Origin of the sequence: Brevundimonas sp. (assembly GCF_013912005.1) — a bacterium.
Lineage (GTDB): Bacteria > Pseudomonadota > Alphaproteobacteria > Caulobacterales > Caulobacteraceae > Brevundimonas.
This window is the reverse complement of the sequence record NZ_JACESB010000033.1, coordinates 1-15,488: the sequence shown is the minus strand read 5'-3', so window position 1 is coordinate 15,488 and position 15,488 is coordinate 1. Positions and strand designations below refer to the sequence as shown.

The 15,488-nt window shown below is 70.6% G+C and carries 16 protein-coding genes and 1 tRNA gene; 7 read left to right on the top strand and 10 right to left on the bottom strand.

The window, feature by feature from the left end:
• Window positions 1-273 precede the first annotated feature (273 nt).
• Window positions 274-350: transfer RNA gene (locus H2038_RS14360), tRNA-Arg, on the top strand.
• 187 nt (window positions 351-537) lie between these two features.
• Here H2038_RS14360 and H2038_RS14355 read toward each other — a convergent pair.
• On the bottom strand, window positions 538-1,020 hold the full coding sequence (locus H2038_RS14355; RefSeq protein WP_292114696.1) for a hypothetical protein: 483 nt from the start codon (window positions 1,018-1,020) through the stop codon (window positions 538-540).
• A 73-nt stretch (window positions 1,021-1,093) separates the two neighbouring features.
• Between H2038_RS14355 and H2038_RS14350 the strand changes: the two genes are divergently transcribed.
• Together H2038_RS14350 and H2038_RS14345 are read left to right on the top strand one after the other, a co-directional pair.
• Window positions 1,094-2,254, top strand: a complete 1,161-nt coding sequence (locus tag H2038_RS14350; RefSeq protein ID WP_292114693.1) for a DNA cytosine methyltransferase — start codon at window positions 1,094-1,096, stop codon at window positions 2,252-2,254.
• Between the two features lie 62 nt (window positions 2,255-2,316).
• Window positions 2,317-2,751, top strand: a complete 435-nt coding sequence (locus tag H2038_RS14345; protein ID WP_292114692.1) for a surface-adhesin E family protein — start codon at window positions 2,317-2,319, stop codon at window positions 2,749-2,751.
• A gap of 6 nt (window positions 2,752-2,757) precedes the next feature.
• Here the strand turns inward: H2038_RS14345 and gyrB are convergent, their stop codons facing one another.
• The 6 genes from gyrB to H2038_RS14315 form a co-directional block, all read right to left on the bottom strand.
• A complete protein-coding gene (gene gyrB / locus H2038_RS14340; RefSeq protein ID WP_292114690.1) occupies window positions 2,758-5,181 on the bottom strand; it encodes a DNA topoisomerase (ATP-hydrolyzing) subunit B in 2,424 nt (807 codons plus the stop codon).
• Between the two features lie 173 nt (window positions 5,182-5,354).
• Window positions 5,355-6,479, bottom strand: a complete 1,125-nt coding sequence (gene recF, locus H2038_RS14335; protein ID WP_292114687.1) for a DNA replication/repair protein RecF — start codon at window positions 6,477-6,479, stop codon at window positions 5,355-5,357.
• 110 nt (window positions 6,480-6,589) lie between these two features.
• On the bottom strand, window positions 6,590-7,708 hold the full coding sequence (dnaN, locus tag H2038_RS14330) for a DNA polymerase III subunit beta (RefSeq protein WP_292114684.1): 1,119 nt from the start codon (window positions 7,706-7,708) through the stop codon (window positions 6,590-6,592).
• Between the two features lie 208 nt (window positions 7,709-7,916).
• Window positions 7,917-9,320 carry a chromosomal replication initiator protein DnaA gene (gene dnaA / locus H2038_RS14325; RefSeq protein ID WP_292114681.1) on the bottom strand — a complete coding sequence of 468 codons (1,404 nt, stop codon included), beginning with the start codon at window positions 9,318-9,320 and terminating at the stop codon, window positions 7,917-7,919.
• Window positions 9,321-9,792: 472 nt separating this feature from the next.
• Window positions 9,793-10,062 (bottom strand): 30S ribosomal protein S20, encoded by a 270-nt coding sequence (gene rpsT, locus H2038_RS14320; RefSeq protein WP_292114678.1) that lies wholly within the window; start codon window positions 10,060-10,062, stop codon window positions 9,793-9,795.
• 117 nt (window positions 10,063-10,179) lie between these two features.
• A complete protein-coding gene (locus H2038_RS14315) occupies window positions 10,180-10,980 on the bottom strand; it encodes an SDR family NAD(P)-dependent oxidoreductase (RefSeq protein WP_292114675.1) in 801 nt (266 codons plus the stop codon).
• 97 nt (window positions 10,981-11,077) lie between these two features.
• On the opposite strand from H2038_RS14315, the gene H2038_RS14310 reads away from it, so the two are divergent.
• Genes H2038_RS14310 through H2038_RS14295 form a run of 4 tightly spaced genes read left to right on the top strand, consistent with a single transcriptional unit; the run spans window position 11,078 to window position 13,302 of the window.
• Complete coding sequence (locus H2038_RS14310) at window positions 11,078-11,647, top strand: SRPBCC family protein (RefSeq protein ID WP_292114672.1); 570 nt, start codon at window positions 11,078-11,080, stop codon at window positions 11,645-11,647.
• 26 nt (window positions 11,648-11,673) lie between these two features.
• Window positions 11,674-12,846, top strand: a complete 1,173-nt coding sequence (locus tag H2038_RS14305; RefSeq protein ID WP_292114670.1) for a zinc-dependent alcohol dehydrogenase — start codon at window positions 11,674-11,676, stop codon at window positions 12,844-12,846.
• Window positions 12,847-12,884: 38 nt separating this feature from the next.
• The gene (locus tag H2038_RS14300; RefSeq protein ID WP_292114667.1) at window positions 12,885-13,079 is read left to right on the top strand and encodes a hypothetical protein; all 195 of its coding nucleotides are present in this window, start codon (window positions 12,885-12,887) and stop codon (window positions 13,077-13,079) included.
• 4 nt (window positions 13,080-13,083) lie between these two features.
• The gene (locus H2038_RS14295; protein ID WP_292114665.1) at window positions 13,084-13,302 is read left to right on the top strand and encodes a hypothetical protein; all 219 of its coding nucleotides are present in this window, start codon (window positions 13,084-13,086) and stop codon (window positions 13,300-13,302) included.
• Between the two features lie 7 nt (window positions 13,303-13,309).
• Here H2038_RS14295 and H2038_RS14290 read toward each other — a convergent pair whose 3' ends face one another.
• The 3 genes from H2038_RS14290 to mutM form a co-directional block, all read right to left on the bottom strand.
• Window positions 13,310-14,098: an enoyl-CoA hydratase-related protein gene (locus H2038_RS14290; protein ID WP_292114662.1), complete on the bottom strand. Its 789-nt coding sequence runs from the start codon at window positions 14,096-14,098 to the stop codon at window positions 13,310-13,312.
• Window positions 14,099-14,138: 40 nt separating this feature from the next.
• Entirely contained in the window at window positions 14,139-14,678 is a 540-nt protein-coding gene (locus H2038_RS14285; protein WP_292114659.1) for a DUF1697 domain-containing protein, read from the bottom strand.
• A 125-nt stretch (window positions 14,679-14,803) separates the two neighbouring features.
• A partial coding sequence (gene mutM / locus H2038_RS14280) for a bifunctional DNA-formamidopyrimidine glycosylase/DNA-(apurinic or apyrimidinic site) lyase (protein WP_292114657.1) occupies window positions 14,804-15,488 on the bottom strand: 685 nt, incomplete at its 5' end.

The following is a 15,488-nucleotide window of genomic DNA, read 5'->3' as shown; positions in this document are numbered from 1 at the left end:
GCCGGGGCGTGGTCGACGCCCCCCGCGCACGCGGCCGCCCCCGCTCCGGCCGCCAGAACGGCGGCGGCGGTCAGAAGGAGGCGGCGAAGGCGGGTCGGGATCATGGCGACTACAACGGGGGGGTCAGCGGGAGCGCCGCACCTTGGCGCGCGGCGCCGCGGAGCGAAACCCCTTCCCACGCCTTTGGCCGGCCCCGTGCAAAACCGCGCCCGCAGGGCTTGCCCCCTCCCCGCCCGTGCGGTAGAGACCCGCCCTCGCCGCTCGCGGCCGTGCGCACCCGTAGCTCAGCTGGATAGAGCACCAGACTACGAATCTGGGGGTCAGGAGTTCGAATCTCTTCGGGTGCGCCACTCTCTCTTCCTTCTTCCAGTTCGGCCCTGACTCGCGTCAGGGAGGGGAACCTGCGCCGGACCGCGACGGGCGGTGACCCTGCGGGAATCGTCGGCCAGGCGCAGGGACGTGGTCGGCGCCGGCCAGCCCGGAGCGCCTGCGATCAGACTGTGATCAGCCGCAATCGCCCTTGAGGCGGCCGGCGATTCAGGCGATTCCGGCCGCCTTCCGCGTTCTCGCCAGGCGCGCCTCCAGCCGTCCGCGGGCGGCGGCGTGGCTGGCGTCGAGCTGCGCCCGCCTGCGGGTCAGCCGCCCGATCTCGGCGTCGAGTTCGCGTCGGGCGGCGGCCTGTTCCCGCTCAAGCGCCTTCAACTCCGCCTCGAGCGCCTCGAGGCGTTTGCGCGCCGCATCGGATGATCGGCGCGGCGCGGGCCGGGACGGCGCCGGGCGCGCGGAGCGGCGACGCGGCGCCTCTCCGACATCAACCGTCAGGCCGCGTTCGATCACCTCCCCCGGGCGGGCCAGCGCCGCATCGTAGTCGGCTCCGCCGGTGATCTCGCGCGCCAGACCGCCGGCGAAGATGTCGCGCTCGATCCCCCAGGCCGCCAGAGCCCGGGGGCGCGAGGAGGCCGCCACGGTGAAGGCGTGGAAGCCGTCGGACCAGGTGAAGACCTTGAGGCGTCGAGCCATCCTCCTGCAGCGGACGCCGGCCGGCGGGGTTCCCGCGGTGGACTTCGCTGTCCGGCGGCCGCAGCCTTGGCCCATGGTCGATTCGGCGCCCGGCAGCCTGTCCTTCTACGAGTTCTTCGCGGGCGGCGGCATGGTCCGCGCCGGCCTCGGCGGCGGCTGGACCTGTCGCTTCGCCAACGACATCGACCCGGCGAAGGGCGCCGCCTATCGCGACAATTGGGGCGACGACGCCCTGCGCCTGGGCGACGTGGCGGCGCTGACGACCGCCGACCTGCCGGGGGAGCCGGACCTGATGTGGGGCTCGTTTCCCTGCCAGGACCTGTCCCTCGCCGGGGCCGGAGCCGGTCTGGCCGGGGCCCGGTCCGGAACCTTCCACGCCTTCATGACGCTGGCGGAGCGGCTCGTCTCGGAAGGTCGCGGGCCGCGCATCCTCGCTGTCGAGAACGTCTGCGGAACCCTGACCTCGCGCGGCGGAGCCGATTTCGCCCTCCTTTGCCGCGCCTGGGCGGATCTGGGCTATGTGTTCGGCCCGCTGGTCATCAACGCCGACCGGTTCCTGCCCCAGTCGCGGCCGCGGCTCTTCGTGATCGGCGTACGGGGAGATCAGCCGTACGCCCCTGCCCTGGCGTCCGCGGAGCCTCTCGAGCCCTTTCACCCTGCCGGCCTGCAGCGGGCCGTTGGACGACTGGGGCAGGACGTCGCCGACCGGCTGGTCTGGTGGCGCCTGCCGCCGCCGGCGCAGCCGCCCTGCGCGCTGACCGATCTGGTCGAGCCGGACGGACCGGGACAGGTCTGGCACGCTCCTCACCAGACGGCGCGGCTGCTGGACCTGATGTCGCCCGTGAACCGGGCCAAGGTCGAGGCGGCGGCCGCCGCCGGGGGACGGCGGGTCGGAGCCCTGTTCCGTCGCACCCGGCTCGCCCCCGACGGCGGAAAGGTCCAGCGGGCGGAGGTTCGCTTCGACCGGGCCGGCTGCCTGCGCACGCCCGGCGGGGGATCCAGCCGCCAGACGCTGCTGGTCGTCGACGGCGGCCGTCTCCGTTCGCGGCTGATGACGGCGCGCGAAACGGCGCGGCTGATGGGGCTGCCGGACAGCTATCGCCTGCCTGCGTCGTACAGCGCGGCCTGCCACCTGACCGGCGACGGGGTGGCCGTGCCGGTGGTCCGGCACCTGGCCGAGCACCTGTTCGAGCCCCTGGCGAGACGCCCGCGCGAGCTCTCGCAGGCGGCCTGACGGGACTTGCCAACAGCGCAGGTCCGCGCATCAATGCGGTTCGTGGATCTGGGGAGGCCATGATGAGGCACGCACTGGTGTGGGCGCTCACGGTCGCCGGGGTGGCGGGACCCGCGGCGGCGGAAAACTGGAACGTCTATTCCCGCAGCGCCAACAACGCCTTTATGGCCGATGTCGACAGCATCTCGGCGGTCGACGGCGTAACGGCGATCCAGGTCGCCATGATCCCCTTGCGGGGCGAGGCGGGCGACTACAGCCACTCGATCGAGTCGTACGAGTTCCAGTGCGACCGCAACCGGTGGCGGCCGGCCGGCGTGGTCGAGCACGGGCCCGACGGAGCTGAGGTCGGGCGGTACCCCGAGGAGGGCGCCGAGTGGGAGCCCGTCCGGAGCAACACCATGCCGGACTACCTGAAGCAGATCGCCTGCGACGGGCGGCGGGCGAGTCCGCCGACCTGGCCGTCGGTCAGGGCGTTCGTCGACGCGGGCCGGCCCTGACCGGCCTCAGGCGTCGACGGCGGCGTCCAGGGCGTTCTCCTGGATGAACTCGCGGCGGGGCTCGACCACGTCGCCCATCAGCTTGGCGAACAGGTCGGCGGCTTCGTCCGCGTGCTCGACCTCGACCTTGAGCAGGGTGCGCGCGTTGGCGTCGAGGGTGGTCTCCCACAGCTGCTCGGGGTTCATCTCGCCCAGACCCTTGTAGCGCTGGATGGCCACGCCCTTCTTGCCGGCGTCGAGCACGGCGTCGAGCAGGTCCAGCGGCCCGCGGATGGTGGTGGTCTTGTCCTTGCGGCGGAACACCGCCGGGGCGTCGAACAGGCCGAGGAAGGCGCTGGCGCGCTCGGCCAGCCGGCGCGCGTCGAGGGAGCGGATCAGCGGCTCCTCGAGCACGACCTTTTCGGTGACGGCGCGGCGGACCCGCTCGAAGGCCACGGCGCCCTGGGCACCCGGGCCGCCCGACCACGGGCCGTCGCCTTCCTCGGCGTACAGGTCGAAGCGGGCGGCGGCGCGCGCGGGCGCGTCCGCGTCGGCGTTCTCGTCGAACAGGCCGGCTAGGGCCGACTGCTCGATGGCGAAGGCGGGGGCCCGCTGGGACAGGCGCTCGACCCCGGCCCGGAACGCCTTGGCCTCGCGAACCAGGGCCTGCAGGTCCAGCCCCGCCCGGCGCTCGCCGTTCGGGAAGTCCAGCGTCGCGTCGGAGGAGCCTTCCTCGATCAGGTAGGCGTCCATCTCGGACTGGTCCTTGATGTAGCGCTGCTGCTTGCCCTTGGAGACCTTGTACAGCGGCGGCTGGGCGATGAAGACGTGCCCGCGCTCGATCAGCTCCGGCATCTGCCGGAAGAAGAAGGTCAGCAGCAGGGTCCGGATGTGGGCGCCGTCGACGTCGGCGTCGGCCATCAGGATGATCTTGTGGTAGCGCAGCTTGTCGATGTTGAAGTCGTCGCGGCCGATGCCGGTGCCGAGCGCCATGATGAGCGTGCCGATGGTCTCGGACGACAGCATGCGGTCGAAGCGAACCCGCTCGACGTTGAGGATCTTGCCGCGCAGCGGCAGCACAGCCTGGTTCTCGCGGTTGCGCGCCTGCTTGGCCGAGCCGCCGGCGGAGTCGCCCTCGACGATGAACAGCTCGGAGCGCGCGGGATCGCGCTCCTGGCAGTCCGCCAGCTTGCCGGGCAGGGAGCTGATCTCCATGGCGGTCTTGCGACGGGTCAGTTCGCGCGCCTTGCGCGCCGCCTCGCGGGCCGCGGCGGCCTCGACGATCTTGGCGACGATCTGCTTCGCCTCGGCCGGGTGCTCCTCGAACCAGGTCGACAGGCCTTCCGAACACAGGCTCTCGACCGCCGGCCGCACCTCCGACGAGACCAGCTTGTCCTTGGTCTGGGAGCTGAACTTCGGGTCCGGCACCTTGACCGACAGGACGCAGGTCAGCCCCTCGCGGGCGTCCTCGCCCGAGACCGAGACCTTCTCCTTGCGGGCGGCGCCGGCGGCGTCGATGTAGCTGCCCATCACCCGGGTCAGGCTGGCGCGGAAGGCCGACAGGTGGGTGCCTCCATCCCGCTGGGGGATGTTGTTGGTGAAGCACAGCATGGTCTCGTGGTAGCTGTCGTTCCACCACAGGGCGAGGTCGAGCTCGATCCCGTCCTTCCGGCCGCGGATGACGATGACGTCCTTGAGCAGCGGCTGCTTGGACTTGTCGAGGTGGCGCACGAAGGCCTCGACGCCGCCCTCGTAGTGGAGGATCTCCTCGAACGGCTCGGCCCCGCGGTGGTCGGCCAGCTTGATGACCACGCCGGAGTTGAGGAAGGCCAGCTCGCGCAGCCGGTGCTCCAGCGTCTTCAGGTCGAAATCGATGTGCGAGAAGGTGGTGACCGACGGGTAGAAGGTCACCTCGGTGCCCGTCAGCGGCTGGCCGGTGTCCTCGCGGATCGGCGCATCGCCGGTGACCCGCAGGCTCTCGACCGTGTCGCCGCGCTCGAAGCGCATCTCGTGGCGCTTGCCCTTGCGGTAGATGACCAGCTTCAGCCAGTCGGACAGGGCGTTGACCACCGAGACGCCGACGCCGTGCAGGCCGCCGGAGACCTTGTAGGAATTCTGGTCGAACTTACCCCCCGCGTGCAGCTGGGTCATGATGACCTCGGCCGCCGAGACGCCCTCGCCCTCGTGGATGTCGGTCGGGATGCCGCGGCCGTTGTCGGTGACGGTGACGGAGCCGTCCTCGTTGAGGATGACCTGGACCAGGTCGGCGTGACCGGCGAGGGCCTCGTCGATGGCGTTGTCGACCACCTCATAGACCATGTGGTGCAGGCCGGAGCCGTCGTCGGTGTCGCCGATGTACATGCCCGGGCGCTTGCGCACCGCGTCGAGGCCCTTGAGCACCTTGATCGAGTCGGCGCCGTATTCCGGCGAGGGGACAGTCTGGTCGGTCATCAAATCGGTCGGTGAGACGGCCCGCTGGGGGCCCGGAAGGGCGGTTTGGAAACCGCCTGGAGCGGACGGCGGAAAGGGCGCGAATCCGATCCGCGCCGAAGCCTGCAGGATATAGGAATTCTGACGGGAATTGCGAGGAAAAGCGGGGCTTCCGGGGGGCGCGGAACCCGCGGTCAGCCGAACCGCCCGGCCTCCACCCGCACGAACTGGGCGCGGCCCTCCAGGCCCTCGAACAGCGCCCGTTCGGTGCCGGTCAGGAAGGCCTGGAGACCCAGCGCCTCGATCTCGTCGAACAGGGCGGCGCGACGGGCGGCGTCGAGGTGGGCGGGGGCTTCGTCCAGCAGCAGGACCGGGGGGGCCGGCTGGCCGGCGAGGCGGGTCAGCTGGGCGAGGATCAGGTTCAGCACCAGGGCCTTCTGCTCGCCCGAGGAGCCCTCGGCGGCGGGACGGTTCTTCTCGCGGTGCAGGGCGGTGAGGTCGGAGCGGTGCGGGCCGAACAGGGACCGGCCGGCGGCGGCGTCCCGCGTCCGTGCGGCGCGCAGGCCCTCCCGCAGCCGCGTGGCGATGGCGACCTCGTCCGCGCCCGCGGCGGCCATCTGCTCGGCCTCGCCGGTGAGGCCGAGGTCGGCCTGCGGAAAGGGGCGGTCGCCGCGGGCGTCGATGGCCGCCTGCAGCGTCGCCAGCGCGGCGGCCCGGGCGGTCGCGGCGGCGGCGCCGGACTCGGCCAGCCGGGCCTCCAGGGCATCCAGCCACAGGGGATCCGCCTCCCGCCCCTCGGCGCCGTCGACCAGCAGGCGCAGCCGTTCCTTCAGGGCCTTCTCGTAGGCCGTGACCGCGGCGGCGTGGTCCGGGTCGGCGGCGAACACCAGACGGTCGAAGAACTTCAGCCGGGCGGCGCGGGCGTCGGAGAACAGCCGGTCCTGCTCGGGCGTGGCCCAGACCGGGCGCAGGTGGTCGAGCAGCCGGCCGGGCGGCGCGGTCTCGCCGTCGATGCGCACGATGCGGCGGGCCGCGCCGGGGGTCTGGACCCCAGTCCCGAGCCGGGTCTCGTCCTCGCCGTCGGTGAGCACGGCGGCGACGGCCCAGGCCCGGCCGGTGGTTTCGCCCGGCTCGCGTCGGCCCATCTCGGGGGCCGCGGCGCCGCGCAGGCCCTTGCCCGGGGTGAACAGGCTGAGCGCCTCCAGCACATTGGTCTTGCCCGCGCCGTTCGGGCCGTGAAGCACCACCGACGCCGCCTCGATGGACAGGGTCGCGCTCGCGTAGGAGCGGAAGTCGGTGAGGGCGAGGGAGGTGATCAAGGAGCGTGGAAAGTGATGGGTGAGTAGTGAGTAGAAGGCTGGCGCTTGTGGCGAAACGCGGTCCGCCTGCGATAGCCCCTCACTCGTCACTACTCACTAATCACTGCGCCTCACACCCGCAGCGGCATCAGCACGTACTGCACGCCCGGATCGCCCGGATCGAGGACCAGCGTCGGGCTGGCCGGGTCGGCGAACTTGAACATGGCCGTCTCGCCGGTGATCTGGCCGGCGACGTCGAGCAGGTAGCGGGCGTTGAAGCCGATCTCGAAGGGCTCGTCGGAATAACCGATCTCGACCTCCTCGACCCCCTGCCCGGCCTCCATGTTGCGCACCGTCAGGGTCACGCGGTCCAGCTCGAAGGCCAGCTTCACCGAGCGGCTCTTCTCGGCCGAGATGGTGGCGACGCGGTCGACGGCCTGGGCGAACAGGGTGTTGTCGATATCGGCCTGCTTGTCGTTCCCCTTGGGGATGACGCGCATGTAGTCGGGGAAGGCGCCGTCGATGACCTTGGAGGTCAGGCTGGCCTGGCCGAACTCGAAGCGGATCTTCTGCGGCGAGACCATGATCTCGACCGGGCCGGAGCCGTCGTCGAGCAGGCGGCGGACCTGGTCCACGGTCTTGCGCGGCACGATGACGCCGGGGCCGCCGGCGGCGCCCTCGGGCGCCGGGGTCTCGGCCAGGGCGAGGCGGTGGCCGTCGGTGGCGACGGCGCGCAGCAGCGGTATGCCGGCCTCCGCCACGGTGTGGAGGTAGAGGCCGTTCAGGTAATAGCGGGTCTCCTCGGTGGAGACGGCGAAGCGGGTCTTGTCGATCAGCCGGGCCAGGTCTTCCTTGGCCAGGGTGAAGCGCGTCCCGGAGGTGTCGGTCGACATGACCGGGAAGTCGCCGGCCGGCAGGACCGGCAGGTTGAACTTCGAGCGGCCGGCCTGGACCACGAGGCGGGGATCGTCGCCGGAGTAGCTGAGCGAGACCTCGGCCCCGTCGGGCAGCTTGCGGACGATCTCGTAGAGGGTGTGGGCCGGGGCGGTGATCTGGCCCTCGACGTTCACCTGGGCCTCGGCCTCGTCGACCATCTCCATGTCGAGGTCGGTGGCGGCGAAGCTCAGCTTGTCGCGTCCGGCGCTGAGCAGGACGTTCGACAGGATCGGGATGGTGTTGCGCCGCTCGACCACGCTCTGGACATGCCCGAGGGCCTTGAGGAGCGCGGATCGTTCGATGGTCAGCTGCATGTGGTGGTCTCGCCCCAACCTCGGAACCTTGGACGACTCAGCCGGTCGCCTCTGCACTATGGGCCAGCGACACTAGCGGATTGGCGGGGCGGGGCAAGGAAGGGACCAGGTTCCAGGTGTCAGGGGCCAGGGAGGCCGTTCGATCCAGATGTGGATAAGCCCTTCCGGTCGGGACGCCACAGGCTCCCTGGAACCTGGCCTCTACCACCTAGCCCCTGAGCTTGCGCGTCAGCGCCTCGACGTCGCGGGCGATCTGCTCGTCCTGGGCGATCAGCTCCTCGATCTTGCGCACGCCGTGCAGGACCGTGGTGTGATCGCGCCCGCCGAAGCGGCGGCCGATGTCCGGGTAGGACCGGGTGGTGTGCTGCTTGCACAGGTACATGGCGATCTGGCGCGGGCGGGCCACCGAGCGGGTGCGGCGCTCCGACAGCAGGTCGGCCTGCTTGAGGGTGAAGTGCTCGGCCACCGTCTTCTGGATCTCGTCCACGGTGATGCGGCGCTCGGGCCCGCCGCGCAGGGCCGAGCCGAGCAGGGCCTGGGTCTCGTCGAGGCCGAGGCTGGACAGGCGGGCGCCGGCGACGGCGGCGAGGGTGTTCACCGCGCCTTCCAGCTCGCGCATTGAGCCGGGGGTGCGGTCGACCAGGTGCTCCAGCACCTCGGCGCGGACCTCGCCGGAGACGACGCCGAGCCGGGCCAGCGCCTCGATCCGGTTGCGGGCCACGGCCAGCTTCAGGGCGCGATCGGCGGGCTCGACCGGGCAGGTCAGGCCGGACGCCAGATGGCTGCGCAGGCGCGGCTCGACCTCGGTCAGGGCCATCGGCGGCTTGTCGGCCGACAGCACGATCTTCTTGCCGTCCTCGATCAGGGCGGTGAGGGTCGAGAGCAGCTCCTCCTGGGTCGAGGCCTTGCCGCCGACGAACTGGACGTCGTCGATCAGCAGCATGTCGGCCGACCGCAGGGAGTCCTTGAAGGCCGCGGTCGAGCGGTCCTGCATGGCGCGCACGAAGGTCGACAGGAAGCGCTCGGCGGTCAGGTAGACGACCTTCGCGTCCGGGCGCAGGCGCTGGGCCTCCCAGGCGATGGCGTTGAGCAGGTGGGTCTTGCCGTAGCCGTAGGGGCCGCAGAAGAAGATCGGGTTGAAGTGGCCGTCGGCCCAGGCGGCGGCCTGGCGGGCGATGGCGAGGGCGAAGGCGTTGCCCTGGCCTTCCACGAAGCTGTCGAAGGTCAGGCGGTCCTGCAGGCCGGCGGCGCGCACGGCGCGGGCGCCGTCGGCGACCGGAGCGACGGTGGCCATGGGCATGGCGACGACGTTGCCGGCGGCGCGGCCGGCGGCGATCTGCGACGCCGGCGGGGTCGAGCCCATCTCCGCCCGGCAACGCACGTCGAGACGGCGGTTGAGGCCGTCGAGGCCCAGCCACAGCTCGTTCATGCGGCGCAGGGCGTTCTTGCGCACCCAGTCGCGGGCGTAGGCGGTCGGGGTCACAAGGATCAGCTGCCCGGCGTCGTCGACGCGCACGGCCGACGGCGCGATGTAGGAGCTGAACGCGCCCTCGCCGATCTCGCCGCGCAGACGCCCCGCCGCCTCGGTCCAGATGCGATCCGGATCCGTCATGCCCGCCATCCTCGCGCCCCCCATCATCGGTCAGCCACCCGCCGTTAGATCCATCACCGGACGCGCTTCAGAGACGGGCTGACTCAGGGACGACTTCTCCTGTCCGGTGCGGCGACGGCCGCCCGGGTCGGGGTCGTTCTCTCGATCAGACATCTCACGCCGACGCGAAACCAGGTCCCGCGCCGTCTTCATCCGTGTGGGGATGGAAGTGCGTCAGAGCCCCAAACTTACGCCGGGCGAGGGGAGCGTCAACGCTGATTCGCGAGTCGATTCGAAGTTAAAATTGTTGACTCCGCTAAAGGCCCCCAAGGCCTCGAAGAATCCGGATTTCGCCACCGGGGCGAGCACGAAATTCGCCTGCCGCGCTTAGCGCCAGACATGCAAACGGCGAGGGAGCCGAAGCGCCCTCGCCGTTGATATCACTACGAAATCCCATGACGGAACAGTTAAGCTCCGTCCGGCGCCCGATGGATCAGGCGGCCGACATTTTCTTCAGCTGGGCGGCGAGGCGCGAGACCTTCCGCGAGCCGGTGTTCTTGTGAACCACGCCCTTGGAGACGGCGCGCATCAGCTCGGACTGGGCCTCGACGAAAGCGGCCTTGGCGGCGCCCGCGTCGCCGCCGGCGACGGCTTCCTGGAACTTGCGCAGGAAGGTGCGGACGCGGGTGCGGCGCGCCTTGTTGACTTCGGTCCGGGCGGCGATCTTGCGGATCGCCTTCTTGGCGCCGGGGTTGTTGGCCATCGGTTAAACCTATCGAACGGAAAGCGCCGCGGAACACCTTTCCACGGCGCGAAAATCTCAGGAGGGCGGGCCTATAGCCGAAAGCCCCGGGCGGTTCAAGGCGAGTCTGGCCGCGGCTCAGCCGGAACCGGGTTCGGCCTGCTTGCGGTGCATCTCGGCCAGTGCCGACTGCGGCGTGACCGCAGCGGCGGCGGCCTGCAGCTTGTTGCCCATCCCCGCCACCACGTCGCCGTCGCCGCGTTTCAGAGCCCTGTAGCCGATCTCGGCGACCTTGGCCGGGTCCATCTTCTTGCCCTGGCCGACCATGGTGTCCTCGAGGTCGGCGCGTTCGAAGAATTCGGTGTCCGTCGGACCCGGCATCAGCACGGTGACGGTGACGCCGGAGTCCTTCAGCTCGTTGCGCAGGGCGAAGGAGAAGCTGTCGATGAAGGCCTTGGAGCCGTTGTAGGCGGCTTGGAAGCTGCCGGGCATCAGGCCCGCGATCGAGCCCGTGAACAGGATGCGGCCGCGGCCGCGCTCGCGCATCGTCCGGCCGACCTGGTGCACCAGCCGCAGCGTGCCGGTGACATTGGTGTCGATCAGGTGGACCACCTCGGCGAAATCCTGGTCGAGGAAGGCGTGGCCGAGGCCGTGGCCGGCGTTGGCGGCCAGCACGTCGACCGGGCGGTCGCCGATGCAGGCGAGCAGGGACTGCACCCCCTCTTCGGTGGCGAGGTCGGCCTGGACGGCGTCGACGCGAGCGCCGAGGCTCTCGAAGGTCTGCACGGCCTCGCCCAGGGGGGTGTCGGCGGCGACCACGAGGTCGTGGCCGTCCTCGGCCATCAGCCGGGCCAGTTCATAGCCGATGCCGGTCGAGGCGCCGGTGACCACGGCGAGCGGACGGACGCCTTCGGCGGCGGTGGCGGACAGGTCGGTCATGGGAATCTCCTTCGTTCCGACAACCGCGGGCGGCGCGCGCGGTTCCGCTGGAACGAAGGCGGCGGCCGACGGGTTGGCTGACCCGAAAGGAGCCGTCATGTCCGAACAACCCCTGTCGACCGACGCCGACGTCCGCTCACCCGCCTTCCTCGACAAGGACCGGGTGGAGGGCGATTTCGACGCGTCCAGCGTCAACGCCGTCATGATCAACCGCCCGCGCCAGGAGCTCTACGATTTCTGGCGGGATTTCCGGAACCTGCCGCTGTTCATGGAGAACGTGAAGTCGGTGGAGATGACGGACGCGGGTCGCTCGAGCTGGCTGATCGCCGGCCCCGCAGGGAGCGAGTTCGAACTGGTCAGCGAGATCACCGAGGAGCGGTCCGGCGAATACATCGCCTGGCGTTCGCTCGAGGAGAGCGACGTCGACCACGAGGGCTGGATCGAGTTCCGCGACAACCCCTTCGGGCGCGGCACCGAGGTGCGGGTGTTCATCAGCTACGACTCGCCCGCAGGCGCCCTCGGCAAGGTCGTCGCCAAGGTCATGCAGCGCGAGCCCCGCATCCAGGCCCGCCGCGAGCTGCGACGCTTCAAGCAGCTGATGGAGACCGGCGAGATCCCGACCTCGAAGGCCCCCGACGCGGCGCCCCGCGCCGACCGCCACCTCTGATCCCCTCCCCCGAAAGCGAGGCCCCCATGCGCGCCCTGACCTGGCACGGCAAACACAATGTCCAGGTGGACACCGTCCCCGATCCGCAGATCGTCAATCCGCGGGACGCCATCATCAAGATCACCGCCACCGCCATCTGCGGCTCGGACCTGCACCTTTACGACAGCATGATCCCGGGCATGTCGAACGGCGACATCCTCGGCCACGAGTTCATGGGGATCGTCGAAGAGGTCGGCCCGCGCTCGACCCTGAAGGTCGGGCAGAAGGTGGTCGTCCCGTTCGTCATCGCCTGCGGCCAGTGCTTCCACTGCGGCAAGCAGCAGTACTCGGCCTGCGACAACTCCAATCCGGCCGACAAGTCGGACGCCTCCGAGATCGCCTACGGCTATCCCATGGCCGGGCTGTACGGCTATTCGCACCTGACCGGGGGCTACGCCGGCGGCCAGGCCCAGTACGCCCGCCTGCCCTATTCGGACATGGGGCCGATCGTGGTGCCGGACGGGATCGAGGACGAGCGGGTGCTGTTCCTGTCCGACATCTTCCCGACGGGCTGGATGGCGGCGGAGAACGCCATGATCGAGCCGGGCGACACGGTGGCGGTCTGGGGCTGCGGCCCCGTCGGCCTGTTCACCATCAAGAGCGCCTTCCTGCAGGGCGCCGCCCGCGTCATCGCCATCGACCACCAGCCCCGCCGGCTGGAGCTGGCCCGGCAGAACGGCGCCGAGGTGCTGAACTACCACGAGGTGAAGGTGCGCGAGGCGCTGAAGGAGATGACCGCCGGCATCGGGCCCGACGCCTGCATCGACGCGGTCGGCATGGAGGCGCACGGCTTCTCGCCCGACAACGTCATCGACGCGGTCAAGCAGGAGACGAAGCTGGGCACCGACCGGCAGCACGTGCTCCGCGAAACCATCATGGCCTGCCGCAAGGGCGGGCGGGTGTCGGTGCCGGGCGTCTATGGCGGCATCGGCGACAAGCTGCCGATCGGGGCCTTCATGGAGAAGGGGCTGACCATCAAGACCGGCCAGACCCATGTGCAGAAATACCTGCCGCAGCTGCTGGAGATGATCCTCGAGGGCCGGATCGACACCACCGACCTGATCAGCCACGTGCTGCCGCTGGAGCGGGCTCCTGAAGGCTACAAGAACTTCCACGACAATCCGAACGAATGGACCAAGGTGGTCCTGAAACCGCACTGACCGCGCGGCCGTTGTTCCCTCAGCGAAAGGACTTCGAGATGACCGACACGCCGCAGACCGACATCAGCCAGAACGACCGCACCCCCGACCCGAACGACGCCGCCACCGGCGGTTCGGCCGGCCAGCGCCGGCCCGACCAGGGCGGCGCCCCTCCCGGCAAGGCCGAGCCGCAGCCGGCCACGGGCGGCGACGGCGCCGCCGGCGCGGGCGGTCCCGGCGGCTTCGGGACCTGAGCCGATGCGCATCTATCGCGTGACCGTGGGCGTGGAGGGCGGCGAGACGCGCGTCCTCAAGGTGCCCTCCAAGACCGACATCCAGGCCGCCGACGCCGCCACGCCGCTGATGTCGGAGGGCGAGTCGATCCTGTCGATCCACGAGACCGACGACGACTACCAGGAGGTCAGCGAGGGCGCCCGGCCGCCGGGAACCCAGACCCATCCGGACCGCGCGGTGTAGGCGCCGCCTAGCGGCCCCTGAACGCCGGCTTCCGCTTCTCGACGAAGGCGCTCATGCCTTCCTTCTGGTCCTCGAAGGCGAACAGGGAGTGGAACAGGCGGCGTTCGAACTGGACGCCCTGGGTCAGGGTCGTCTCGAGCGCCGCGTTGACCATCTCCTTGTTGGCCATGACGGCCAGCGGGCTCTGGGCGGCGATCCTCGCGGCGATGGCGCGGGCCTCGTCGAGCAGGGTCTCGTGCGGGAAGACGCGGGACACCAGGCCGGCGCGCTCGGCCTCGGCGGCGTCCATCATCCGGGCGGTCAGGACCATGTCCATGGCCTTGGACTTGCCGACCAGGCGGGTCAGCCGCTGGGAGCCGCCGATGCCGGGGGCCACGCCGAGGTTGATCTCGGGCTGGCCGAACTTCGCCTTCTCCGAGGCGACGATGAAGTCGCACAGCATGGCCAGTTCGCAGCCGCCGCCGAGGGCGAAGCCGTTGACCGCGGCGACGATCGGCTTGCGGAAGCGAACGATGCGGTCGTGGCCGAGCGAGAAGAAGTTGGCCTTGTACATGTCGGCGTAGGACTGGTCGGCCATCTCCTTGATGTCGGCGCCGGCGGCGAAAGCCTTGTCGCCCGAGCCGGTCAGGATGAGGCAGCGCACGCTGTCGTCGTGCTCGACCGCGTCGAGAAAGTCGGCGAGATCCTTGAAGAGGGCGGAGTTGAGCGCGTTCAGCGCCTCGGGCCGGTTCAGGGTGACGACCGCGTAGCCGTCGGCGTGGCGTTCGATCAGCAGGTTCGCATAGGTGTCGGCCATGGGCGGATCTCCTCGTCAGGCGGCCTGCATAGCGAGCCGGTCAGCGGGACGGAAGGCCGACCATCTCCGCCAGCCTGAGCACCGTGTTCCAGTTGCGGCCCGTGCCGACGCCGATCAGGCGCGGCTGGGCCTTCTCCGCCAGCTTCGAACGGCCGATCCCCTCGGGATGCCAGAAGAACAGGGCGCCGTCGGCCGGTTCGACACGCTCGCCGGGGCCGGCGACGGCGCGCAGGGCCTCGAGGGCGCCGGGCCGGATCCCGTCCTTCATGAGCATGACCAGCAGCTTCGAGGGCGCCGCCTTCGCCTCGTCCGGAAACGGGTTGGCGGCGATCAGGCCCGCCCACTGCTCCGGCGTACGCACGACGGCGGCGAGGGTCAGGCCGAAGCGCCTCTCCATGGCGGCCTCGACCTCCGCCTCCAGGGACCGGGGATCGCGGTCGCTGTCGACCACGAGGTTGCCGCTGGCCAGCAGGGTGCGCGGGTTCGCCAGCCCCATCTCCTCCGCCATTGCGCGCTGCTCCGCGACCGGGGCGCGGACGCCGCCGGTGTTCATGCCGCGGAAGAGGATGATGCGGTGCATGGAGGGATTGGGGATTGGGGATTCGGGATTGGGGAACAGGGCTGGGCGGCGGCCAGGCCCGCACCGAAGAGCCTTGGTGTCCGCAACCCTCCTAGTCCCTAATCCCCAATCCCTCATCCCTTCCGCTACCTCCGCTGGCAGACCGGGCACCAGAAGGTCGATCGGCCGGCCTGCACCGTGCGTTTGACCACGCCCGAACAGCCGTCGCCGGCGCAGGGCTTGCCCTCGCGGCCGTAGACGTCGAAGCGGTGCTGGAAATAGCCCTGGCCGCCCTCGGCGTTGGCGAAGTCGCGCAGGGTCGAGCCGCCGGCGGCGATGGCGTCGTTCAGCACGTTGCGGACCTCGGCGGCGAGGATCTCGAGCCGCGGCCGGGAGACCTTGCCCGCGGCCGTGAGCGGCGAGATGCGGGCGCGGAACAGGGCCTCGCAGACGTAGATGTTGCCAAGCCCCGCGACGATGCGCTGGTCCAGCAGGCTGACCTTGACGTTCTGCTTCTTGCCGCGGAACGCCTCGGCCAGATGAACGCCGGAGAAGGCGTTGCCGAGCGGCTCCGGCCCGAGGGCGGCGAACCACGGGTGGGTCTCGACGGCCCCCGTCGGGATCAGGCCCATGAAGCCGAAGCGGCGGGCGTCGGCGAAGCCCACGCGGGTCGCGCGGCCGTCGCGGACGGCGCACAGGCTGAGGTGCTCATGCTTGCCCGTGGCGGGCGCCGTCTCCTCGAACTCGCCGACCTGGTCGCCGTCCAGCGTGAAGCGCCCGGTCATGCCGAGATGGGTCACCCAAGTCTCGCCGGTCGACAGGGGCATGAGC

What these genes read in the sequence shown, in the direction of transcription:
- H2038_RS14355 (WP_292114696.1), bottom strand. Translation starts at nt 1,020, where the DNA reads ATGGCTCGACGCCTCAAGGTCTTCACCTGGTCCGACGGCTTCCACGCC.
- dnaN (WP_292114684.1), bottom strand. Translation starts at nt 7,708, where the DNA reads ATGCAGCTGACCATCGAACGATCCGCGCTCCTCAAGGCCCTCGGGCAT.
- rpsT (WP_292114678.1), bottom strand. Translation starts at nt 10,062, where the DNA reads ATGGCCAACAACCCCGGCGCCAAGAAGGCGATCCGCAAGATCGCCGCC.
- H2038_RS14290 (WP_292114662.1), bottom strand. Translation starts at nt 14,098, where the DNA reads ATGGCCGACACCTATGCGAACCTGCTGATCGAACGCCACGCCGACGGC.
- dnaA (WP_292114681.1), bottom strand. Translation starts at nt 9,320, where the DNA reads ATGACGGATCCGGATCGCATCTGGACCGAGGCGGCGGGGCGTCTGCGC.
- H2038_RS14300 (WP_292114667.1), top strand. Translation starts at nt 12,885, where the DNA reads ATGACCGACACGCCGCAGACCGACATCAGCCAGAACGACCGCACCCCC.
- H2038_RS14345 (WP_292114692.1), top strand. Translation starts at nt 2,317, where the DNA reads ATGAGGCACGCACTGGTGTGGGCGCTCACGGTCGCCGGGGTGGCGGGA.
- H2038_RS14350 (WP_292114693.1), top strand. Translation starts at nt 1,094, where the DNA reads ATGGTCGATTCGGCGCCCGGCAGCCTGTCCTTCTACGAGTTCTTCGCG.
- gyrB (WP_292114690.1), bottom strand. Translation starts at nt 5,181, where the DNA reads ATGACCGACCAGACTGTCCCCTCGCCGGAATACGGCGCCGACTCGATC.
- H2038_RS14310 (WP_292114672.1), top strand. Translation starts at nt 11,078, where the DNA reads ATGTCCGAACAACCCCTGTCGACCGACGCCGACGTCCGCTCACCCGCC.
- H2038_RS14315 (WP_292114675.1), bottom strand. Translation starts at nt 10,980, where the DNA reads ATGACCGACCTGTCCGCCACCGCCGCCGAAGGCGTCCGTCCGCTCGCC.
- H2038_RS14285 (WP_292114659.1), bottom strand. Translation starts at nt 14,678, where the DNA reads ATGCACCGCATCATCCTCTTCCGCGGCATGAACACCGGCGGCGTCCGC.
- H2038_RS14295 (WP_292114665.1), top strand. Translation starts at nt 13,084, where the DNA reads ATGCGCATCTATCGCGTGACCGTGGGCGTGGAGGGCGGCGAGACGCGC.
- H2038_RS14305 (WP_292114670.1), top strand. Translation starts at nt 11,674, where the DNA reads ATGCGCGCCCTGACCTGGCACGGCAAACACAATGTCCAGGTGGACACC.